This window comes from Neobacillus sp. SuZ13, from assembly GCF_030123365.1.
Classification (GTDB): domain Bacteria; phylum Bacillota; class Bacilli; order Bacillales; family Cytobacillaceae; genus Neobacillus.
The window spans coordinates 5035054-5055082 of record NZ_CP126107.1; the positions used below are offsets into that span (position 1 = coordinate 5035054).

A 20029-nucleotide genomic window follows, 5' to 3' on the forward strand; every position below is an offset into this window, starting at 1 on the left:
TTACACGATAGAGGGAAATTCGGGAATGGAAAATGATAAACTATGAAGTTCGGTGACTTATTAAACTGAATTTATCCAATAAAAAGCCCCCTGTTTCAGTAAACAGGGGGCCTTGGTGATGCGCTCGGCAGGAATCGAACCTGCATTTCAAGCTTCGGAGGCTTGCGTGCTATCCGTTGCACCACGAGCGCTAAATTGTAACGACTTACATATTATATGCCAGTTTCTCTAACAATGCAAGCAAAGATTTGGTTTAAAATAGTCAGAATTGGTTATGATGGATTAGGGAAAGTTGTCGAACAATTTTATAGTCAAATTGTTTGACCTTTATTGACCATCAGTGTATGATAACTATACATATTACTATTACCTTTACAATCAAAGGAGGAAGAAAAATGAATTTGATCCCTACAGTTATTGAACAAACAAACCGGGGCGAGCGTGCCTATGACATTTACTCCCGTTTGTTAAAAGACCGGATTATTATGCTGGGAAGCGCCATTGATGACCATGTAGCTAACAGCATTGTAGCACAATTATTATTCCTTGAAGCAGATAATCCTGAAAAAGATATTTCTTTATATATCAACAGCCCAGGCGGAAGCATCACAGCTGGTATGGCAATTTATGATACGATGCAATTCATTAAACCTAAAGTTCAGACGATTTGTATTGGTATGGCAGCATCCATGGGTGCATTCTTACTTGCTGCTGGTGAAAAAGGAAAGCGTTATGCCCTTCCAAACGCGGAGGTTATGATTCACCAACCACTAGGCGGTGCTCAAGGACAAGCAACTGAAATCGAGATTGCTGCAAAACGGATCTTATTCCTTCGTGAAAAATTAAACGGAATTTTATCTGAACGGACTGGCCAGCCTCTTGAAGTAATCGCTAAAGATACAGACCGCGACAACTTCATGACAGCAGAACGTGCAAAAGAATATGGATTAATCGACCACATTATCACTCGTAATTTAATTGATGATGAAAAGAAAAATAATAAGTAACATGGAAGCAATCGGTATCGACCGGTTGCTTTTATTCTTCAAAAAAATAAAAAGGCCGGTTCCAAATGGAGCCGGCCGCAAATATATTACTGTTCTTTTTGAATAAAATCAGCCAATGCTTCAATCGCGGATGCTTCATCGTCTCCATCAGCCACAATATCAATCATGACACCAGAGCCAACCGCAAGGCTCATTAAGCCCATAATGCTTTTCGCATTGACTTTCTTTCCATCTTTCTCAAGAAAAATATCCGCAGAGAACCGATTTGCTTCTTGGACAAAAAGAGCTGCAGGGCGTGCTTGAAGACCTGTTTTTAATTTTACTTCTACTTGTTTCACTAACATTATACAATTCCTCCTCATGGTTATCGTCTATATTTCTTGGAGCTTGTTCACAAAATTTACTACGAGCGCATGTTATGGCTTTCACATAATTACCTATTCAAGAAATTTCTATTCTTTTACCATCATATCCCCTGAACGAAGCCTTTCAGCAATAGCATCAATTTTTCTCAAACGATGATTTATTCCAGATTTACTGATCGCACCACCAGAAACCATTTCACCCAATTCCTTAAGTGTCACATCAGTATAGTTTAAGCGGAGTTCTGCAATTTCTCTTAATTTCTCAGGTAAAATTTGCAAACCAACCGTTTGATTGATGTAGCGGATATTCTCTACCTGCCGAATTGACGCACCAATCGTTTTATTAAGATTGGCTGTCTCACAGTTTACAAGTCGATTGACTGAATTGCGCATATCACGAACAATTCGAACATCTTCGAAGCGGAGAAGGGCGTTATGGGCACCAACAATATTTAAAAACTCGGTTATTTTCTCTGCTTCTTTTAAGTAGGTAATGTAACCTTTCTTGCGTTCAAGTGTTTTGCTATTTAGCCCAAATGTATTCATCAATTCGCATAAAGAATCATTGTGTTCTTTATAGAGCGAAGCAATTTCTAAATGATAAGAAGATGTTTCTGGATTATTGACGGATCCGCCAGCTAAAAAAGCACCGCGGAGATAAGAACGCTTACAACATTTCTTCTTTACAAGTTCTGGTGAAATATCATGAATGATCGTAAAACCTTCACCGATAATTTTGGTATCCTCGAGAATTTCCTTTGCTTGCTGGGATAAACGGACAATATAGACATTGTTTTTTTTCAAACGCATCTTCTTCCGAACAAGCAGCTCGACTTGGACATCATAACTCTTTTTTATTAATGTATAAATTCTTCTGGCAATCGCAGCATTTTCGGTTTGAATATCAACAACTAACTTACGATTTGAGAATGAAAGGGAACCATTCATCCGAATAAGAGCCGATAGCTCTGCTTGAATGCAGCACGTTTTCACTTCTAAGTTAGTTAATTCTTTTTTCGTTTCCGAAGCGAAAGACATCCCTTTCCCCTCCATACTAAAAACACACTAGTCTCATGCGTTTTTAAATAATTACTATTATTACGTTTCATAACGCTTTTTGGTTTCAACTAAAAGCAAATTATATAATATTTTCGCCACTTTTTTCGGGTCATGACGTAATGCGCCATTTTCTTGATAGGCAATATCAGCATGAACCACTTCGAGCCCTAATTCAAACAGGCGCGGCAAATCGTAAACAACAGGGTCGGCCAACTCTTCATTATAACGGAGCTGGATGTCCTGTGGAATTTCTTCATTATTAACAAGGATGGTATTGATAAACGCACAGCTCATATGATCATATAAGGCCTTTACATGGTCGCTTGCTGAAAAACCATGTGTTTCCCCCGCCTGGGTCATTAAATTACAGATATAGACCTTTTTGGCGTGTGAACGGCACAACTCATCCCCTATTTTTGGAACCAGCAAATTAGGCAGAATGCTCGTATATAAGCTCCCTGGCCCAATGATAATTAAATCGGCTTGACGAATCGCTTGAATGGTCTCTGGTAATGGACGAATATTCTCCGGCGTCATAAATACCTTTTTAATTCTTTTACCTGAGTAGGGAATTTTCGATTCCCCTGAGACAATCGTTCCGTCTTCCATCTCAGCATGGAGGACAACACTTTGATTGGCTGCAGGCAGGACTTTGCCGTGAACATTTAAAATTTTACTCATTTCCTGAATGGCATGAACAAAATTACCCGTAATCGAAGTCATCGCCGCCAGGATTAAATTACCAAGCGAATGTCCGGAAAGTTCATTCGATGTTTTGAATCGATGTTGAAACATTTCCTCTACGAGCGGTTCCACATCCGATAATGATGCTAAGACATTGCGGATGTCGCCAGGAGGAGGTATATGCAAGTCCTCACGCAAACGTCCTGAGCTGCCGCCGTCATCCGCGACAGTCACAATGGCGGTAATATCGACAGGATACTGTTTTAATCCACGCAATAAAACTGGCAATCCTGTTCCCCCGCCAATGACGACAATTCGTGGCTGTCCGTAAATGCTCATGTAGTTTTTTCCTTTCTCCTCTCAATGTCACGATGAGAAATACATGTCTTATAGTCCTTTTCGAAAAATTTACCAAGATACTCAGCTAGTGTTACTGAACGATGCTGTCCACCTGTACAGCCAATCGCAATAACTAGCTGCGCTTTTCCTTCTCGCTTATAATGCGGAAGCATGAAGGAGAGCAGGTCGGTTACTTTTTCTAAGAACTTATGCGTTTCATTCCATTTTAATACATAGCCGGAAACGTCTTCATCTAACCCAGTTTTAGGTCTCATATGCTCGATATAATGGGGATTAGGCAAGAAGCGCACATCAAACACTAGATCCGCATCAATAGGAATTCCATACTTAAAGCCAAATGACATGACATTGACAGTGAAGATTGATTGTTTATTCGCGGTAAATTCCGTTAATATTTTCTCACGAAGTTCCCTCGGTTTCATCTGGGAAGTATTGTAAATCACCTGAGCCCTGCCTTTTAGTTCCTCAAGAAGCTCGCGCTCAAGCGTGATTCCTTCTAACGGCAGACCTGTCTGTGCGAGCGGATGTGACCGCCTTGTTTCCTTATATCTGCGCACTAATGTGGAATCATCTGCATCTAAAAATAAGATCCTCGGAGCTACCCAGGATGTTTCTGCCAGCTCATCTAATGCTTTAAAAAGATGTTCAAAGAATTCTCTGCCCCGCAGGTCCATCACGAGAGCAACTTTATTCATCTTATTCCCGGATTCCTTCATAAGTTCGAGGAATTTTGGAAGCAGCGTCGGAGGCAAATTATCAACACAGAAGAAGCCTAAGTCTTCAAAACTTTGAATAGCTACAGTTTTTCCTGCACCAGACATCCCTGTAATAATGACCATTTGTATGTCATTTACTGCACCGGTACTCATGATTTATTCCCCCTATAAATTAGCTTGGATCTAATCGGTAACTTATTAGTTGAAAGTCTTTTGTATAAGTAAAAGTACCGTAAATAATTCCTTTTCCATGAATCATATAATCAAGAATATGATAATCGCCAGCGGCCATTGGCAAATTTTTTAATTGGTTAATCATTTGCCATTCCAACTTACCTTCCTCGGATTCGTCTAAATCGACCCCATCCGAATCTGTGGCTACAAATGTAAACATCATCCACTCCGAAAGCAGTTGGTCATTTTCTTTCATAATCATTGTAAATATCCCTTTTAATTGAGGATTTTTTAAATAGATCCCCGTTTCCTCACGGTATTCCCTAATGCAAGAATCCCGGACAGATTCGCCCGGCTCCATTTTCCCGCCAGGAGCTACCCACCAGCCGCGGCGTGGCTTTTGCAGCAGCAATATTTTTCCGTCTCTAATCAATACACAATTGGTGACTCGTTGCACAGCATTCACCCTCTTTTACACAGCATCTGCCATTTAACAACTCTCCCTTGAAGCTTGGTCTTTTTCTATACAAGCTCTCTTGAGACATGGCTATATTTCCTACTATAACTTTGAATTCATTCTTATTATTATACTATTTTTAGGATACAGTCACAATGGATTCAAATTTGATATTTATGTTAATTATTTGTACTTTGGAAAAATATAGAGGGATGAGCAGGTCTAGCTCAAAAAAATAGCACAGGCAACGGGCCTGTGCATGAAAGAAATATATTTTTAAAGGGGGTCAATTACTGTTTCTATCATACCGTAACTATATTGCACAATTGTTACAGAAGAATTAAAACAGAGTTACGTTTTTGTAAATCCCCGCCGCAATATTTCTTTTTTAAGCTTTTGGCTGTGTTAGACTTGTCTGTTGATTTACGTTCCAGGCGCTTTGCTTTCCGCGGGCGTTGCGGGGAGCCTCCTCGGCGCTTTTAGCGCCTGTGGGGTCTCCCCTGCCCCGTACTCCCGCAGGAGTCTTCGCGCCTTCCACTCCAATCAACAAAGTGCCAAAATTTACAATAAGCTTTAACACAGCCTAACTTTTTTGTTTCATTCCCTCTTTAAGTTCCTCAATATAATGCTGGGCGCTTTGGGCCGCGATACTGCCATCTCCAGTTGCTGTTACAATCTGGCGCAGTGTTTTTTCACGAATATCACCTGCAGCATAAATTCCCGGTACCTTTGTCTCCATCCGGTCATTCGTTTCAATATATCCATTTTCATTAGTAATCCCAAGGCTCGTAAATGGTTTCGATAGCGGTACCATTCCGATGTAAATGAAGACCCCGTCAGCCGGTAATACTTGCTCTTCGCCATTTTCGGTCGAAACAAGTGTGACACTGCCTACTTTGCCCTCTTTATCATTAATGGACTTGATTGTGTGATTCCAAATAAAATCCACTTTTTCATTGGCAAAGGCACGATCTTGAAGAATTTTTTGAGCACGCAATTCATTACGGCGATGGACGATGGTTACCTTGGAAGCAAAGCGGGTTAAGTACACACCCTCTTCAACAGCCGAATCCCCTCCGCCAATGACAAATAATTCTTTTCCTTTAAAGAAGGCTCCATCACAAACCGCACAATAGGATACACCGCGGCCGCCCAGTTCTTTTTCCCCTGGAACGCCAATTTTCTTATATTCTGCACCCGTTGTAATGATAACAGCAGAGGCTTTATATTGCTTTGAGCCTGTGACAACAATTTTATAATCGCCATGGTCTTGGATTTCTTTGATATCGCCATACGCGTATTCAGCACCAAATTTTTTCGCATGCTCGAACATCTTTGTTGATAAATCCGGTCCTAAAATACTTTCAAAACCTGGATAGTTTTCAACGTCCTCCGTATTGGCCATTTGTCCGCCCGGCATCCCGCGCTCAATCATTAATGTGGATAGGTTTGCTCTCGATGTATAAACAGCCGCAGTCATCCCCGCAGGGCCAGCGCCGGCAATAATAACGTCATAAATTTTTTCTTCTGACATTTTGTGGTCACTCCTTAAAAAAATACGATTAAGTAAGATTATTGTTCCCTTACTTAATCGTATATAACAAATGTTTTATCGTCCACCAATATGCTTAATTCAAATAGTTATTTACAATTTTCACATATTTACCAATGGTTGCGGAGGAAATTCCATAACGATCGGCTACCTCTTGCTGAGAAACCTTTTCACTACGCAGTTTGTGCCAAATATACTCGACGGCGCCCGCCCAGGCACGTTTATTTTTCAATTGGAGCCTGTCTTTAGAAACCTCGACAAACACAGAAAACCACATCAAATATAACCCGGACTCTATGGTACCAATTGGTTGAAAGGTTTCATAAAAGAGTTCGGCAACTTCCTGTGCATCGGACGTCTCAGAAGGTCTACCCGAACGAATCAATGAGATATATTCCTTTTCCAAAGGCGTGAATTTTTGATTTTGAATCAGCCGTTTGGAGGTGATGATTTCTTCCTTTTTACTCGAAACAGTCGTGAGAAAAAGAGCAAATAAGCGCTCCTCTACATAGTCGCTGTCCAGTTTTTGAAAAATTGAACCCGAAAGGTCTTCAAAACCGTTAGCAGGTGCATTTTCTTTGTTCCATGGTTCGGAGCCTTCTTTATCAGGATTAAGTTCCAGCACTTTTTTCCAGATATTTTTCGCAAACGTTTCATTGCCTGTGAAGTAGGCTGAATAGGAAAGCCAGTAGTAAAACGGACTATCACCATCAAAGCCGTGCTTATATAGTTTTTTCAGCCATAAATAGGCTTGCTCATATTCTCCTACTAAAGCAAATGATGCCCCAAGTTTAAATTGCTGTTCACTTAGAAGCGGTTGAATTTTCTTTAAGATGTCAATCATACCGGAAACATCTCTCTCCTGCCCTTGATAATAGGCAAAAACAAGCCTGTTACATAGGGCATGAAGGTTACCCGGATTTCGCTCTAATACCTCATCTAAAATGGATTCCGCCTTTTTTGTCTTTCCTAAATAAAAATAGGCGAGCGCTAAGTTGTTATACGCAGACCAATACTCCGGATAATCCTTGACGACATCTTTTAGAAGTTCAATTGCTTTTGGAAAGTATCCTGACTCAAGCAGGTCACGAGCCTGTTCTTGTTTAACGATAAGGTCATCCTGTTGATACAGATCATCCTCAAGATCTTCTGCTTCCAATGTAAGTACATCTAGTAAATCCTCAGTGTCCTCGCTAAAGTCACCATCTGGATCTAGCTGTAAATACAGTTTAGCGTGGTGATACGCATCTTTAAAAAATCCCATATGGGCATAATTATTGGCCAAAAAGTAATGGCATTCCACCATTTCTTGATCTAGTTCTTCAAGGATGAGGTGCAAGAGCCGGTTGGAATGTTCAAACTCGCCAAGTTCTGTTGACACAATCGCCAACTGGCATATAATCATCGGTTCACCCGGTTCAAGCTGCATCGCTCGCCCAAGATATTTTTTTGCTTTTATAAAATCACGGCGATGGTATGCCTTTAAACCCTTCGTGAAATAATATTCCCCCGTAGGAACAAATGTAAGTAATTTTCCCATATGCTTTCTTGCTTTCGCGTCTTTACCCATGAAGTCCTCCACATTTTTAACATAACTAAGGTAGTATACCACACTAGGGAGTTGTTCGAGAAGGGCTAGTATTGGGGGGAATTTCGGTTTGGTTTAAGGAGATACGGGGAAATGGAAGGATTTTTACAATTTTTGTTGAATTAATCTTACTTTTGTAAAATTATTGCTGCGCTTTGTAAAATAAGTTCTCAGTTTTGTAAAAATACAGCCTGTTTTGTAAAATTAGCCCTTAATTTTGTATAATTCTCTTTGCAATGTAGTTCCAAATAAATAAAACCAGTCGAATTACGACCGGTCTTTGTGTCTCTCTTCTAAAGTTCTCAAAACTTCCTTGAATGGAAGGCCTTGTTCGACGAGCAATACCTGCAAGTGATAAAGCAAATCAGCTGCTTCCCAACGTAGTTCCTCAGCATCGCGGTTTTTCGCTGCAATAATTACTTCTGCCGCTTCTTCCCCAACTTTTTTCAAGATCTTATCGACGCCTTTTTCAAACAAATAGGTGGTGTAAGCCCCTTCTGGACGCTCTCGTTCGCGGTCAACGATGACTTTTTCAAGCGATTGTAAGATCTGATAGTCTGCCAGACTTGAAGTCCCGGTATAGCCTCTTTCGGAAAAACAACTTACCGCTCCAGTATGGCAAGCAGGACCTTTCGGATATACAAGGACTAATAACGCATCTTGGTCACAGTCATAATTCATGCTTACAACGGTCTGGGTATTACCGCTTGTTGCACCTTTATGCCATAATTCCTTACGAGAACGGCTGTAAAACCATGTTTCGCCCGTTTCAATCGTTTTTGCGAGCGATTCCTCATTCATATAAGCAAGCGTTAATACTTCTTTGGTTCCAGCATCTTGAATAATGGCTGGCACTAACCCTTTTTCATCAAATCGTACATTCATCGAACCGTCACTCCTTTTTCCCGTAAATAGCTTTTTACTTCATGAACGGATGTCTCTTTATAGTGAAAGATGGATGCAGCTAGCGCCGCATCTGCTTTTCCGGCTAAGAACGCTTCCTCGAAATGTTCCGAATTCCCGGCCCCGCCCGAAGCAATGACAGGAATGGTTACTGCTTCGCTTACTGCCTTTGTGAGCTCCAGATCGAATCCATTCTTCTCACCGTCACTATCCATGCTCGTTAGCAAAATTTCACCCGCACCCAAACGGGCAGCTTCTCTAGCCCACTCAACAACTAATTTATCTGTGGGCGTTCTGCCGCCGTGCGTGAATACCCTCCATGTCCCAACTTCTTCATCATATTTTGCATCAATTGCGACAACGATGCATTGTGAACCAAAGTAGCTGGCACCTTCTTTGATCAGTTCCGGGTTAAGGACAGCAGCCGTATTCAGGGACACTTTATCCGCGCCGGCACGGAGGATTCTTTTCATATCATCCAACGCATTTATGCCCCCGCCTACCGTAAAAGGAATGGCCAACTCAGACGCGACAGCCTTGACGACTTCAACCATTGTTTTTCGACCTTCAACAGAGGCGGAGATATCTAGAAAAACAAGCTCGTCCGCTCCCTGCTCATCGTAAAATCGTGCAAGTTCAACAGGATCGCCGGCATCGCGCAGTTGCACGAATTGGATTCCTTTGACCACTCGGCCATCTTTTACATCAAGGCATGGGATGATTCTTTTTGTTAGGGTCATCGGGAGCCACCCACTTTCAGGGCCTCTTTTAAGGTGAATCGGTTTTCATAAAGGGCTTTGCCGACGATTGCTCCTTGAATCCCTTGGGATGCAATCGCTTGTAAGTCTGCTAGACTGCTCACTCCGCCGGATGCTATCACATTTTTCCCCGTCACTTCGGCCATTTCACAAACAGCGGCAATATTAGGACCGGCTAGTGTTCCATCCGTAGCGATATCAGTAAAAATAAACGTCTCGGCTCCAGCTTCAGCAAAGCGCTTGCCGAGGTCGACGGCCTTCAGTTCTGAAGTATCTAACCAACCGTGTGTCGCCACATAGCCATTTTTGGCATCAATGCCGACAGCAATTTTCGCACCATATTTTTTAATCATATCAATGGCAAATTCAGGGTTTGATACAGCAATACTGCCAATGATAACACGGTTTACACCATTCTCAAGATAGTGGAGAATATCCTCCTCCGAACGAATGCCACCGCCTATCTGAATATTTACATTTAACTTCTGTGCAGCTTCAATCACAAACCGGTCATTGACTCGCTTGCCATCCTTTGCCCCGTCAAGGTCCACCATGTGAATCCACTCGGAGCCATCTGCGGCAAAACTTTTGGCCATATCAAATGGCGAGTCACCATAAACGGTTTCTTGATCGTAGTCCCCTTGGAGGAGTCGGACGCACTTGCCGCCGCGCATATCAATTGCTGGATAAATCGTTAAACTCATCGGATTGCCTTCCTTTCCTCCACCATTTGTAGAAAGTTTGCTAAAAGGGCCATGCCCAGCTTGCTGCTTTTTTCAGGGTGAAATTGCATCCCAAATATATTATCTCTGCCTACAACCGCAGATACTTGCTCGTGATAATTCGCTTTTGCCAGTAACACGTCCGAGTTTTCCGCATCTACATAATAGGAATGGACGAAATAAACGTAATCCTCTTCTAAGTTTTTTAATAGAGGGGATTCTTGGACAAATTCAAGCTGATTCCAGCCCATATGCGGAACTTTATAGGTCTGTCCTTCTGGTGTTTTCCCCGGAAAACGATAGACACTGCCTGGCAGCAATCCTAACCCTTCCGTCGGTCCATTTTCTTCACTTCGTTCAAACAGAAGCTGCATCCCTAGGCAAATGCCAAGAAGCGGTTTACCTGATGCTGCAAATTCCTTGATCGTCTCAACGGGCAAACGCTCCATCGCATCCCGAAAAGAGCCCACCCCTGGAAGAAGCAGGGCATCCGCAGCCAGCAGCTTACCCTTATCAGCCGAAATAAAATACTCAGCACCGAGCCGCTCCAACGCCTTGCTAACACTAAACAGATTTCCCATTCCATAGTCAACAATGCCAATCATCTATAAAACATCCTTTCACGGTGCCTATCATGGTGCCTGACACCTTAGTTATGTTTTTCACATGGTGCCTGACACCATTACACTACTTTCATCTAGAACTACTAGAGCATTCCTTTGGTCGATGGAACGCCTTTGATGCGCGGGTCGATGGTTGTTGCTTCGTCGAGGGCACGCCCGAGTGCTTTAAAGACGGCTTCGATCATATGGTGTGTATTTTTTCCGTAATGGACGATGACATGAAGATTCATCCGGGCCTCGAGTGCTAGTTTCCATAAAAATTCATGAACTAGCTCGGTGTCAAATGTGCCCACTTTTTGTCCTGGGAACTCGGCACGCATTTCTAGATGCGGACGATTACTAAGGTCAACCACAACCTGTGCTAACGCTTCATCCATCGGAACAAAGGCATTTCCGTAACGCTTAATCCCGCGTTTGTCTCCCAATGCTTCGCGTAAGGCTTGTCCAAGACAAATACCGATGTCTTCTGTTGTATGATGGTCGTCAACTTCTGTATCCCCGTTGGCATTCACTGTCAGGTTGAATTGTCCATGCTTTGTGAATAAATCAAGCATATGGGTCATGAACGGTACACCCGTTTCTAAATTGGACAACCCTTCACCATCCACATCTAATGTTAATTGAATTTGTGTTTCATTCGTGTTCCGTTCAATACTTGCGATTCTTTCCATGTAATGGGCCCCCCTATATATTGTGCAGTACGATATTTTTATAATTTTCCATCGTTTTTCAATCGGAATTCAACAGCCCGTGCGTGAGCCTCAAGCCCTTCCTTCCGGGCAAATTCAGCAATTTTAGCACCATTCTCTACCATCGCCTTTTGGCTGTAGATGATCACGCTGGACTTCTTCTGGAAATCATCGACATTCAACGGGCTAGAGAACCGTGCGGTCCCGTTTGTCGGAAGAACATGATTAGGACCAGCGAAATAGTCGCCAACCGGTTCCGAGCTATAACGGCCGATAAAAATGGCACCTGCGTGTCGGATTTTCCCAAGCAGTTCGATCGCATTTTCCGTGATAATTTCTAAATGTTCAGGTGCTAATTGATTAACAGTTTCGATGGCTTCTTCCATCGTATCGGTTATGTAAATGGCACCATAATCCGCAATTGAGCGTGAGGCGATGTCTTTTCGTGGCAGCAGCTCGAGTTGCCTTTCCACTTCCATGCTGACTGCCTCTGCCAGGACACTTGAAGGTGTAACCAAAACACTGCAGGCCCGTGGGTCATGTTCTGCTTGTGATAGCAGGTCTGCCGCTACCTCGTCCGCTCTTGCTGTTTCATCTGCCAAAATGGCAATTTCACTTGGGCCGGCAATCATATCAATGTCAACATCCCCGAAAACCTCTCGTTTTGCCAACGCAACATATATATTTCCCGGACCGGTAATTTTATCGACGGAGTTAATTGATTCGGTTCCATAGGCAAGTGCCGCAATCGCTTGGGCACCACCCACCTTATAGATTTCCTCGACGCCTGCTTCCTTGGCAGCCACCAGGACCGCTGCTGGTAATTGGCCTTGATCGTCAGGCGGCGACACCATCACGATTCGCTTCACACCAGCAACTTTCGCTGGAAGGACGTTCATAAGAACGGAGGAAGGATAAGCTGCAGTTCCACCTGGCACATATACCCCGACGGAATCAAGCGGCGTGATTTTTTGACCTAGAACGGTTCCATTTTCCTCAGTCGTCATCCATGAAGGCCGCAGCTGCTTTTCATGAAATGAGCGAATATTTTCCGCTGCTTCTCGGACGATCGAGAGAAAACGCTCATCTACCTGCGCGTAGGCTTCCTCTATTTCTTTTTCAGTGACGGAAAAAGAAGATAAGTGTACACGGTCGAATTTCTCGGTATATTCCCGCAATGCTTCATCACCAAGTGTGCGAATCGCTGCGATAATTTCTTTGACCACGGTTACCTGCTCAGAGGTACCTGACTCGATCGATCTCTTTAACGAAACGAGGTCATTTACTTTTATTATTTTCATGTTAATTTCCCTCCAAAGAGACGACTTTACTAAGCCTTGTTACCAGTTCGTCAATCTTCGTATCCTTGATGCGGTAACTAACGGGATTAACGATAAGGCGGGATGTGACATCAACGATTCTCTCATACTCAACAAGACCATTTTCCCTCATCGTCCGGCCCGTCGAAACAATATCGACAATCCGGTCCGATAAACCAATGATTGGAGCCAGTTCGATGGAACCGTTTAATTTGATAATTTCCACCTGTTCTCCCTGCTCACGGAAATAGGCTTCAGCCACATTTGGATATTTTGTTGCGACCCTAGGTGCCACATCATTCATTTTTGTTCCGGGAAGACCGGCCACTGCTAAGTAGCAAGCACTTATTCGTAAATCGAGGAGTTCATAAACATCGCGCTCTTCCTCCAGCATGACATCCTTGCCGGCGATACCGATATCGGCGACCCCATGCTCTACATAGGTAGGAACATCGGTCGGTTTCGCCAAAATAAAGCGCAGTCCCTCATTTTCAACCTCGATGATTAGTTTACGTGAATCATCAAATTCTGGCGGAAGCTGATAACCAGCTTTCCGAAGCAATTCGACCGCCTCTTCAAAAATCCGCCCTTTTGGCATCGCAATTGTAAGTATATTATTCATCGGCACGCCCTCCGAGTAAGTAGGTAGTATCCGCAAATTTCTTTGTATAGGCATCAAGGTTTTTGACGCCATTAATATCCTGGAGCACAGTCCTTTTTCCTTCCTCATGCATCTGTTCGGCTAATTGAAAGGCTTCCTTTCGGCGCTCCTGACTGAAAAAGATGCAGGTAACTGCGTTTTCGAGGTCGATATTGCCAAGTGCCTCGAGAAGCCGATCAAGATGTACCGCGAACCCGGTGGCACTTGCATTTTTGCCAAACTTCTCGATTAAGCTGTATCGGCCGCCATTACCGATGGGAAAGCCAACATTCCCCGCGTAAACTTCAAACAATATCCCAGAATAGTAGCTCATATGGCTGACGTTGGTAAAATCAAATTTCACTTGATCCTCTACCCCATAGTCGTTCAGACAATCCCATAGTTCCTTTAACTGCAGGAGAGCAAGCTTGCCTTGTTCGTTTTCAATTAAATCAAACGCCTTACCGATTACTTCGATTCCTCCCCTTAAATCGAGGAATTGAAGAAGTCTTTGTTTATCAATTGATGATAGTGATAACGAGTTTACATGCTCGCGGTAACCGACATAATTTTTTTCATATAAAAATCTTCGTAGCGAATTTGCCCGTTCATCGGTCCCAAGGATTTGTAAAAACAGTTCCTGGGCAAAACCAATATGACCAATCGATACTTGGAACTGTGATAATCCGGCTTTTTTTAAAGAGGAAATAAGCAAGGCAATAACCTCACCATCGCAAGAAACGGTTTCGTCATTTAGGAATTCCACACCGATTTGTTCAAATTCAGCGGGACGGCCGCCTTCGCGCTGCTGAGCGCGGAACACGTTAGCAGAGTAGGCTAACCTTAATGGCATATCGTCCTGTAAAAGTTTGGATGCTGCGACTCTGGCGATTGGTGCTGTCATATCAGGTCGTAAAACCAGTGTATGCCCTTGTTTGTCGAGCAATCGGAACAACTGAGCATCTTGAATGGCAGATGCCGATCCAACTGTTTCATAGTATTCCAGTGTTGGTGTTTCAATAAATTGGCAGCCCCAAAGTTTGATCGTGTCTTCCATTAAAGTGCGAACGCTGTGTTTTTTCTCATATAACTCTGGAAGCGTATCTCTCATGCCTAAAGGCTTTTCAAACATAAACAAGCGACTCATCCTGCTCATCCTTTATTTTAGATTACGTTATTTTAAAATTTTCAAAACGCTTTAGTCTGCTAATGTGATAATGAATTAAAGTAGTTTTAGTTTACCCCTAGAAAAACTATTCGTCAATGAAAAAATCTGAAACTTTTGAGAGTAGGATTCCACCAATCTGTGGTAGGATTCCGCCGAACCTCGGCGTATATCCGCCAACCTAGTGAGGAATTCCGCCAAACCGAGAGGGAATTTCGCCAAGTTTCTGAATTTTTCCGCGAAACGACATTTTAATAGTTAGTTTACTACAAAAAAGCCTGGTTGCGAAAACCAGACTTAAAAAAATTGTACTATATTATTTTTTCATCCCATAAATTGAATCATCGGCCCAGCGCTCGGCCAATTCTTCCTTTGTATAAATGACCCGCATAGGATTGCCGCCAACAAACGCCCCTGGAGGAACATCTTTATGGACAAGGGTCCCAGCTGAGACGATGGCCCCATCCCCGATCGTAATCCCTGGAAGGATGGTGGAGTTCGCACCAATCATCACTTCACTGCCAATCACCACAGGACCGAGCCGGTATTCTTTAATTAAATATTCATGAGCAAGGATGGTCGTGTTGTATCCAATCACCGTATTTCGGCCGACACTGATTTTTTCGGGAAACATCACATCGAGCATGACCATTAATGCGAAGGATGTTTGCTCGCCCACCTTAAGCCCGAGGAACACCCGATACAGCCAATTTTTCATCCCTAAAAATGGCGTATAGCGGGCTAATTGAATCACAATAAAATTTTTGACAACCTTCCAAAAAGGCACTGTTTTGTAGACGTGCCATAAAGAGTTCGCCCCCTCAACCGGGTAGCGGGTGGTATTCCTCATCTTTCTCACTCTCCGAGGATCGGTAATAGGTCAGCCATGTTCTCAAGAATATAGTCGGGTTCATATTTGGCAATATACTCTCTGCCTTTAATCGACCAGGCACAACCGGCCGTTACGGTACCAGCATTTTTTCCTGCTAAAATATCGTGATAATTATCACCGACCATCATCGTCTCTTCCGGAGTAGAATCCAGTTGTTCCAGTGCCTTAAAAATAGGCTCAGGATCTGGCTTTGTCTTACTGACATGATCGTATGCAACAATGACTTCGAAAAAAGCATCCAGATTCATAAGGCGAAGTCCCTTCATCGTCACATCATGACGTTTAGTTGTGACGATCCCCAATTTGTAGCCCTTTTCTTTTAAAGTCCGCACAGTTTCCAAGACCCCAGCAAATTCCCTCACCAAGTTATCATGGTTACTGATGTTAAAGTCACGATATTCTAAAATCATTTCTTCCACGCGATCTGGATCAATGGTGCCAAAAGCTTCATGGAGCGTCGGCCCCATAAACGGCAATACATCCTCACGCTTGTACTTGTTTGGATAATATTTATCCAATGTATGTAAGTAGGAAGTAATAATTAATTCATTTGTATCAATTAATGTCCCATCTAAATCAAAAAGAACGGTCGTTATTTTGTTAGTCATTGGTTGCTTCCTTTCTTCACACGATTAACTATTTTCTTGATCTAAATATCGCTTATCTGTCAATTGTTTCGTGCGGCGATAGATAAGAATGGCCAGAGCACCCACCACTAATACAATCGAAATCGTTTGTGCCATTCGAAGGCTGCCAAGCATTAAACTATCGGTTCGCAGGCCCTCGATGAAAAAGCGGCCAACTGAATACCAAATCACATACGTAAGGAACATCTCCCCGCGGCGGAAATTGACGCGGCGAAGGAAGAGTAATAGGAAAAAGCCTGCAAAGTCCCAGAGCGATTCATAAAGGAACGTTGGGTGATAATAGGTTCCATTAATATACATTTGATTGATAATAAATTCCGGTAAATGCAAGTTTTCAAGAAATGCTCTGGTTACTTCCCCGCCATGCGCTTCCTGGTTCATGAAATTTCCCCAACGGCCAATCGCTTGTCCAAGAATAATACTTGGTGCGGCAATGTCGGCAATTTTCCAAAAGGAAATCCCGCGTTTTTTGGCAAATACATATGTGGTCAGTACCGAGCCAATCAGGGCACCATGGATCGCGATCCCGCCATTCCAAATTTGCGGGATATCCGCCGGATGATTGACATAATACTTCCATTCAAAAATAACATAATAGATACGTGCAGAAATGATTGCAATTGGGATGGCCCATAACATTAAGTCTGCAAACGTGTCTTTCTCTAATCCTCTGCGATTTCCTTCCCTGATGGCAAGGTACAAAGCAAGAGCCAAACCTGAACCAATAATAATTCCATACCAATGCACTGAAATCGGTCCAAGTGAAAAGGCAATCGGATTCAGCGGTTGAATAGTTTCGTTCATCTCTCTATCTCCTCTTCCCCTTAAATCTCGTCATGGTCCCCGTCTTCAATCACATCGGACAGACGCTCAGTAAATTGCTGCGCCGCATTTACACCCATTCTTTTTAGCCGGAAATTCATTGCTGCCACTTCGATAATTACAGCCAGATTTCGTCCTGGACGAACAGGGATTGTCAGCTTTGGAACATCTGTATCAATGATTCTCATTTTTTCTTCATCTAACCCAAGGCGGTCATATTGCTTTTTTGAGTCCCAAGTTTCTAGATTCATAACAAGAGTGATACGTTTATTACTGCGGACGGCTCCCGCACCGAACAACGTCATCACATTAATAATTCCTAAGCCGCGGATTTCTAGTAAATGTTCAATTAAATCAGGGGACGTTCCGACTAATGTATCCTGGTCTTCCTGGCGAATTTCAACACAATCGTCCGCCACCAGCCTATGGCCGCGCTTAACCAACTCTAAGGCTGTTTCACTTTTACCGACGCCGCTTTTTCCGGTAATTAATACCCCAATCCCGTAAACATCCACCAATACGCCATGGACAGCAGTTGTAGGTGCGAGCTTGCTTTCTAGGTAATTCGTGAGGCGGCTGGAAAAACGTGTGGTTTTCATACCCACTCGTAATACAGGAACGGATTCACGTTCGGACGCTTCAATCAGTTCTTTCGGTACCTCGATATCTCGCGTGACGATGATCGCCGGAGTAATATCGGTACATAAACGATCCATTCTTGAAGCACGTTCAGCATCAGACAGCATTTCAAAAAAAGAAAGTTCCGTTTTACCTAATAACTGAATTCGTTCAGCTGGATAAAACTCAAAATATCCTGCCATTTCAATTCCAGGGCGTGAGATGTCACTCATGGTGATGGGGCGGTTAATTCCCTCTTCGCCGCTAATTAATTCAAGTTTAAACTTCTCGACTATATCTTTGGTACGTACTTTTGGCAAGGAAACATCCTCCTCAACTAGAAAAGCGTAAGGCGCCTGCTTATCGGCGATATAGGGAGACTTTTCGATGGCAAGCGTAGCGTTGCCAGAGACATAGTCTCCCTTAATGCGTACATAAAGCGTTAGCTTTATGTAGCCAAGCAAAAGACGAGCCGGCAGGAAGGTTGCTCTTTAACCTTCATGACGGATTGGCTTTTGACCTCGAGCCGATGGCGCCTGGAGCTAGACAGTAATAAAATTTAAAAACATAGAAAAATTCCATTTCCACTTATTTTAGCATTTTTTATTAAATTACCATACTTTCATGTCTAAAAAATTAGAATACAGCCACTTGGGTATTTCTACCATATAAATAGGATGCCCACTTTTTATAGCGAGCACCCTGGTATTTAATATTAATCCTTGGATTTCCTTGCTGGCTGGAGCAGCGTTTTTTGAATAATCACGTTTACGAATGACATGAGTACAGCGAAAAAGAGGGCCATCCCAAAACCAGAAATCTCAAAGGCTTCTCCCATCAAATAATCCGTCAGCTCTAGCGTAATCGCATTGATAACTAATAAGAACAACCCCAACGTTACAATTGTTACTGGCAAAGTAAACAGAATCAGGATCGGTCGTACCAAAACATTTAAGATGGACAATAAAATGCTTGCCTGAAGTGCGGCCATAAATCCTGTTAATTGAAAGCTTTCGTGAAAATAACCTGCTAGTGCCATAAACAACACCGCGTTAATCAAACACCCAATCAGCCATCTCATTTTTCGGCATCTCCTAATAATTATTCTTGTGATTTGTGAATTGTGATTGATCCCGTTTTTGTATCTGCGTAGATTTTCATCATTTTATCAGGATGATTAATAGATTTAAAGCGAAGCGACTTTTGAATCATTTCGCTCTTCTCTTCAAGTACTTGAACACCAATGAGCTCCACATTAAATCCACCAAGATTCGTCTTCAATTCCCCATTTACTGGCAGATTATCTGGGATGTAGAGATCGATTCCGCCAGTTGTCGCTTTTACCTGAATCAACTCGGTGCGATTTCCGCTGATATTGCAGCTGATATTCCCATTAAAAGACTGCGTTCCCACCCTTTTAAAATCACCGTCGAGTTTGATTGCTCCGTTAATTGTCTCCGCTTCGAGGTCGTCGAACAAACTGTTGATAATTTTGACTTTCCCGTTTGCCGTTTCAACCTCTGCCTTATTGCCCTGAACTCGGTCAAGGTTTATTTTTCCATTAGCGGTTTTGACTCTTAGGTCAGCTACATTGATGTCTTCTCCGCTGACAGCGCCATTAAAGATTCTGATGCGCATACGGTCATACTGAGCTTTTGGCACAAAAATGGTTGAGTCTACCTTCATCCATTTTTGTTGCGTCATAAAACGCAATTTTTGATTCTCTACTGAAAAAATAGTATCTCTTAAAAAGTTCTGCCTTGCTTGGTCTGAGTTTTCAACCCGAAATACCTTTGCTTGACATTCAACTCTCACATCCGGTTGGTCCCAGGCCGCCAATTTAACCGAACCATTCGCCACGTCAATATCGACTTCTTTCAGGTCCGCATCACCCTGGTGAAAAATATGGGAGATCTCAACGGATTGACCAAAGTTCAAATCAAAATCAAAATCTTTAATTTTTTTCAAGGCAGAATCGACAAAGTCAAAAATCTTCGCCTTGGTCGATTGGAATTTCGCCTGGAAAGGATCTTCCTTCTTTGCTTCCTCAAAATTTACAACTGTAGAAAGCTCATTCACGATTTCCTCTTGCCTCTGCTCCATCGTTTGTTGTGCTTTTTCTAATTCATCCAGCAAGGTGATTGCTTCGTCAACGGTCAATTTTCCTTCTTCCACCATTTTTAATATCCGCTTTTTTTCCTCTTTCATTATTACCCACCCCAGCCTTAAAAATTTGTGTCACTTTATGCATATTCAGAAATGATTATCT

22 protein-coding genes and 1 tRNA gene are annotated in these 20029 nt (G+C 42.7%); 1 reads left to right on the top strand and 22 read right to left on the bottom strand.

Features of this window, described 5'->3' with window-relative positions; translation table 11 throughout:
• Nucleotides 1-119: 119 nt before the first annotated feature.
• A tRNA-Arg gene (locus QNH17_RS25020) sits at nt 120-191 on the bottom strand.
• A 204-nt stretch (nt 192-395) separates the two neighbouring features.
• On the opposite strand from QNH17_RS25020, the gene clpP reads away from it, so the two are divergent.
• Nucleotides 396-1007, top strand: coding sequence for an ATP-dependent Clp endopeptidase proteolytic subunit ClpP (gene clpP / locus QNH17_RS25025; RefSeq protein ID WP_283875822.1), 612 nt, complete (start codon nt 396-398; stop codon nt 1005-1007).
• Nucleotides 1008-1093: 86 nt separating this feature from the next.
• Here the strand turns inward: clpP and QNH17_RS25030 are convergent, their stop codons facing one another.
• The 21 genes from QNH17_RS25030 to QNH17_RS25130 all read right to left on the bottom strand — a co-directional run bounded on the left by QNH17_RS25030 (nt 1094) and on the right by QNH17_RS25130 (nt 19968).
• Nucleotides 1094-1351 carry an HPr family phosphocarrier protein gene (locus tag QNH17_RS25030; RefSeq protein ID WP_026567793.1) on the bottom strand — a complete coding sequence of 86 codons (258 nt, stop codon included), beginning with the start codon at nt 1349-1351 and terminating at the stop codon, nt 1094-1096.
• Between the two features lie 108 nt (nt 1352-1459).
• The gene (gene whiA, locus QNH17_RS25035; protein ID WP_144553996.1) at nt 1460-2410 is read right to left on the bottom strand and encodes a DNA-binding protein WhiA; all 951 of its coding nucleotides are present in this window, start codon (nt 2408-2410) and stop codon (nt 1460-1462) included.
• A 60-nt stretch (nt 2411-2470) separates the two neighbouring features.
• A complete protein-coding gene (locus QNH17_RS25040; protein ID WP_026567791.1) occupies nt 2471-3454 on the bottom strand; it encodes a gluconeogenesis factor YvcK family protein in 984 nt (327 codons plus the stop codon).
• Complete coding sequence (rapZ, locus tag QNH17_RS25045) at nt 3451-4344, bottom strand: RNase adapter RapZ (protein WP_283875825.1); 894 nt, start codon at nt 4342-4344, stop codon at nt 3451-3453. Before rapZ ends, QNH17_RS25040 begins: the two co-directional genes overlap by 4 nt.
• A gap of 19 nt (nt 4345-4363) precedes the next feature.
• Entirely contained in the window at nt 4364-4822 is a 459-nt protein-coding gene (locus QNH17_RS25050; RefSeq protein ID WP_283875827.1) for an 8-oxo-dGTP diphosphatase, read from the bottom strand.
• Between the two features lie 583 nt (nt 4823-5405).
• Entirely contained in the window at nt 5406-6356 is a 951-nt protein-coding gene (trxB, locus tag QNH17_RS25055) for a thioredoxin-disulfide reductase (RefSeq protein WP_283875828.1), read from the bottom strand.
• Nucleotides 6357-6450: 94 nt separating this feature from the next.
• Complete coding sequence (locus QNH17_RS25060; RefSeq protein WP_283875829.1) at nt 6451-7944, bottom strand: tetratricopeptide repeat protein; 1494 nt, start codon at nt 7942-7944, stop codon at nt 6451-6453.
• A gap of 285 nt (nt 7945-8229) precedes the next feature.
• Nucleotides 8230-8847, bottom strand: a complete 618-nt coding sequence (hisIE, locus tag QNH17_RS25065; RefSeq protein WP_283875830.1) for a bifunctional phosphoribosyl-AMP cyclohydrolase/phosphoribosyl-ATP diphosphatase HisIE — start codon at nt 8845-8847, stop codon at nt 8230-8232.
• Nucleotides 8844-9605, bottom strand: a complete 762-nt coding sequence (hisF, locus tag QNH17_RS25070; RefSeq protein ID WP_283875832.1) for an imidazole glycerol phosphate synthase subunit HisF — start codon at nt 9603-9605, stop codon at nt 8844-8846. The genes hisIE and hisF overlap by 4 nt, the downstream gene beginning before the upstream one ends.
• Nucleotides 9602-10327, bottom strand: coding sequence for a 1-(5-phosphoribosyl)-5-[(5-phosphoribosylamino)methylideneamino]imidazole-4-carboxamide isomerase (gene hisA / locus QNH17_RS25075; protein ID WP_283875833.1), 726 nt, complete (start codon nt 10325-10327; stop codon nt 9602-9604). Before hisA ends, hisF begins: the two co-directional genes overlap by 4 nt.
• Nucleotides 10324-10950 (bottom strand): imidazole glycerol phosphate synthase subunit HisH, encoded by a 627-nt coding sequence (hisH, locus tag QNH17_RS25080; RefSeq protein ID WP_283875834.1) that lies wholly within the window; start codon nt 10948-10950, stop codon nt 10324-10326. Before hisH ends, hisA begins: the two co-directional genes overlap by 4 nt.
• 101 nt (nt 10951-11051) lie before the next feature.
• Nucleotides 11052-11639: an imidazoleglycerol-phosphate dehydratase HisB gene (hisB, locus tag QNH17_RS25085; protein ID WP_283875835.1), complete on the bottom strand. Its 588-nt coding sequence runs from the start codon at nt 11637-11639 to the stop codon at nt 11052-11054.
• A 38-nt stretch (nt 11640-11677) separates the two neighbouring features.
• Entirely contained in the window at nt 11678-12958 is a 1281-nt protein-coding gene (hisD, locus tag QNH17_RS25090) for a histidinol dehydrogenase (RefSeq protein ID WP_283875836.1), read from the bottom strand.
• Between the two features lies 1 nt (nt 12959).
• The gene (gene hisG / locus QNH17_RS25095) at nt 12960-13598 is read right to left on the bottom strand and encodes an ATP phosphoribosyltransferase (RefSeq protein ID WP_283875837.1); all 639 of its coding nucleotides are present in this window, start codon (nt 13596-13598) and stop codon (nt 12960-12962) included.
• The gene (locus QNH17_RS25100) at nt 13591-14763 is read right to left on the bottom strand and encodes an ATP phosphoribosyltransferase regulatory subunit (protein ID WP_283875838.1); all 1173 of its coding nucleotides are present in this window, start codon (nt 14761-14763) and stop codon (nt 13591-13593) included. The genes hisG and QNH17_RS25100 overlap by 8 nt, the downstream gene beginning before the upstream one ends.
• 334 nt (nt 14764-15097) lie before the next feature.
• A complete protein-coding gene (locus tag QNH17_RS25105; protein ID WP_144554021.1) occupies nt 15098-15631 on the bottom strand; it encodes an acyltransferase in 534 nt (177 codons plus the stop codon).
• A gap of 5 nt (nt 15632-15636) precedes the next feature.
• Nucleotides 15637-16281: a pyrophosphatase PpaX gene (gene ppaX / locus QNH17_RS25110; protein WP_283875840.1), complete on the bottom strand. Its 645-nt coding sequence runs from the start codon at nt 16279-16281 to the stop codon at nt 15637-15639.
• Nucleotides 16282-16305: 24 nt separating this feature from the next.
• Nucleotides 16306-17124 carry a prolipoprotein diacylglyceryl transferase gene (lgt, locus tag QNH17_RS25115; RefSeq protein ID WP_283875841.1) on the bottom strand — a complete coding sequence of 273 codons (819 nt, stop codon included), beginning with the start codon at nt 17122-17124 and terminating at the stop codon, nt 16306-16308.
• Between the two features lie 20 nt (nt 17125-17144).
• Entirely contained in the window at nt 17145-18080 is a 936-nt protein-coding gene (hprK, locus tag QNH17_RS25120; RefSeq protein WP_283875842.1) for an HPr(Ser) kinase/phosphatase, read from the bottom strand.
• 395 nt (nt 18081-18475) lie between these two features.
• Nucleotides 18476-18841, bottom strand: a complete 366-nt coding sequence (locus tag QNH17_RS25125; RefSeq protein ID WP_283875843.1) for a phage holin family protein — start codon at nt 18839-18841, stop codon at nt 18476-18478.
• A gap of 20 nt (nt 18842-18861) precedes the next feature.
• The gene (locus QNH17_RS25130) at nt 18862-19968 is read right to left on the bottom strand and encodes a DUF4097 family beta strand repeat-containing protein (RefSeq protein ID WP_283875845.1); all 1107 of its coding nucleotides are present in this window, start codon (nt 19966-19968) and stop codon (nt 18862-18864) included.
• Nucleotides 19969-20029: the final 61 nt, after the last annotated feature.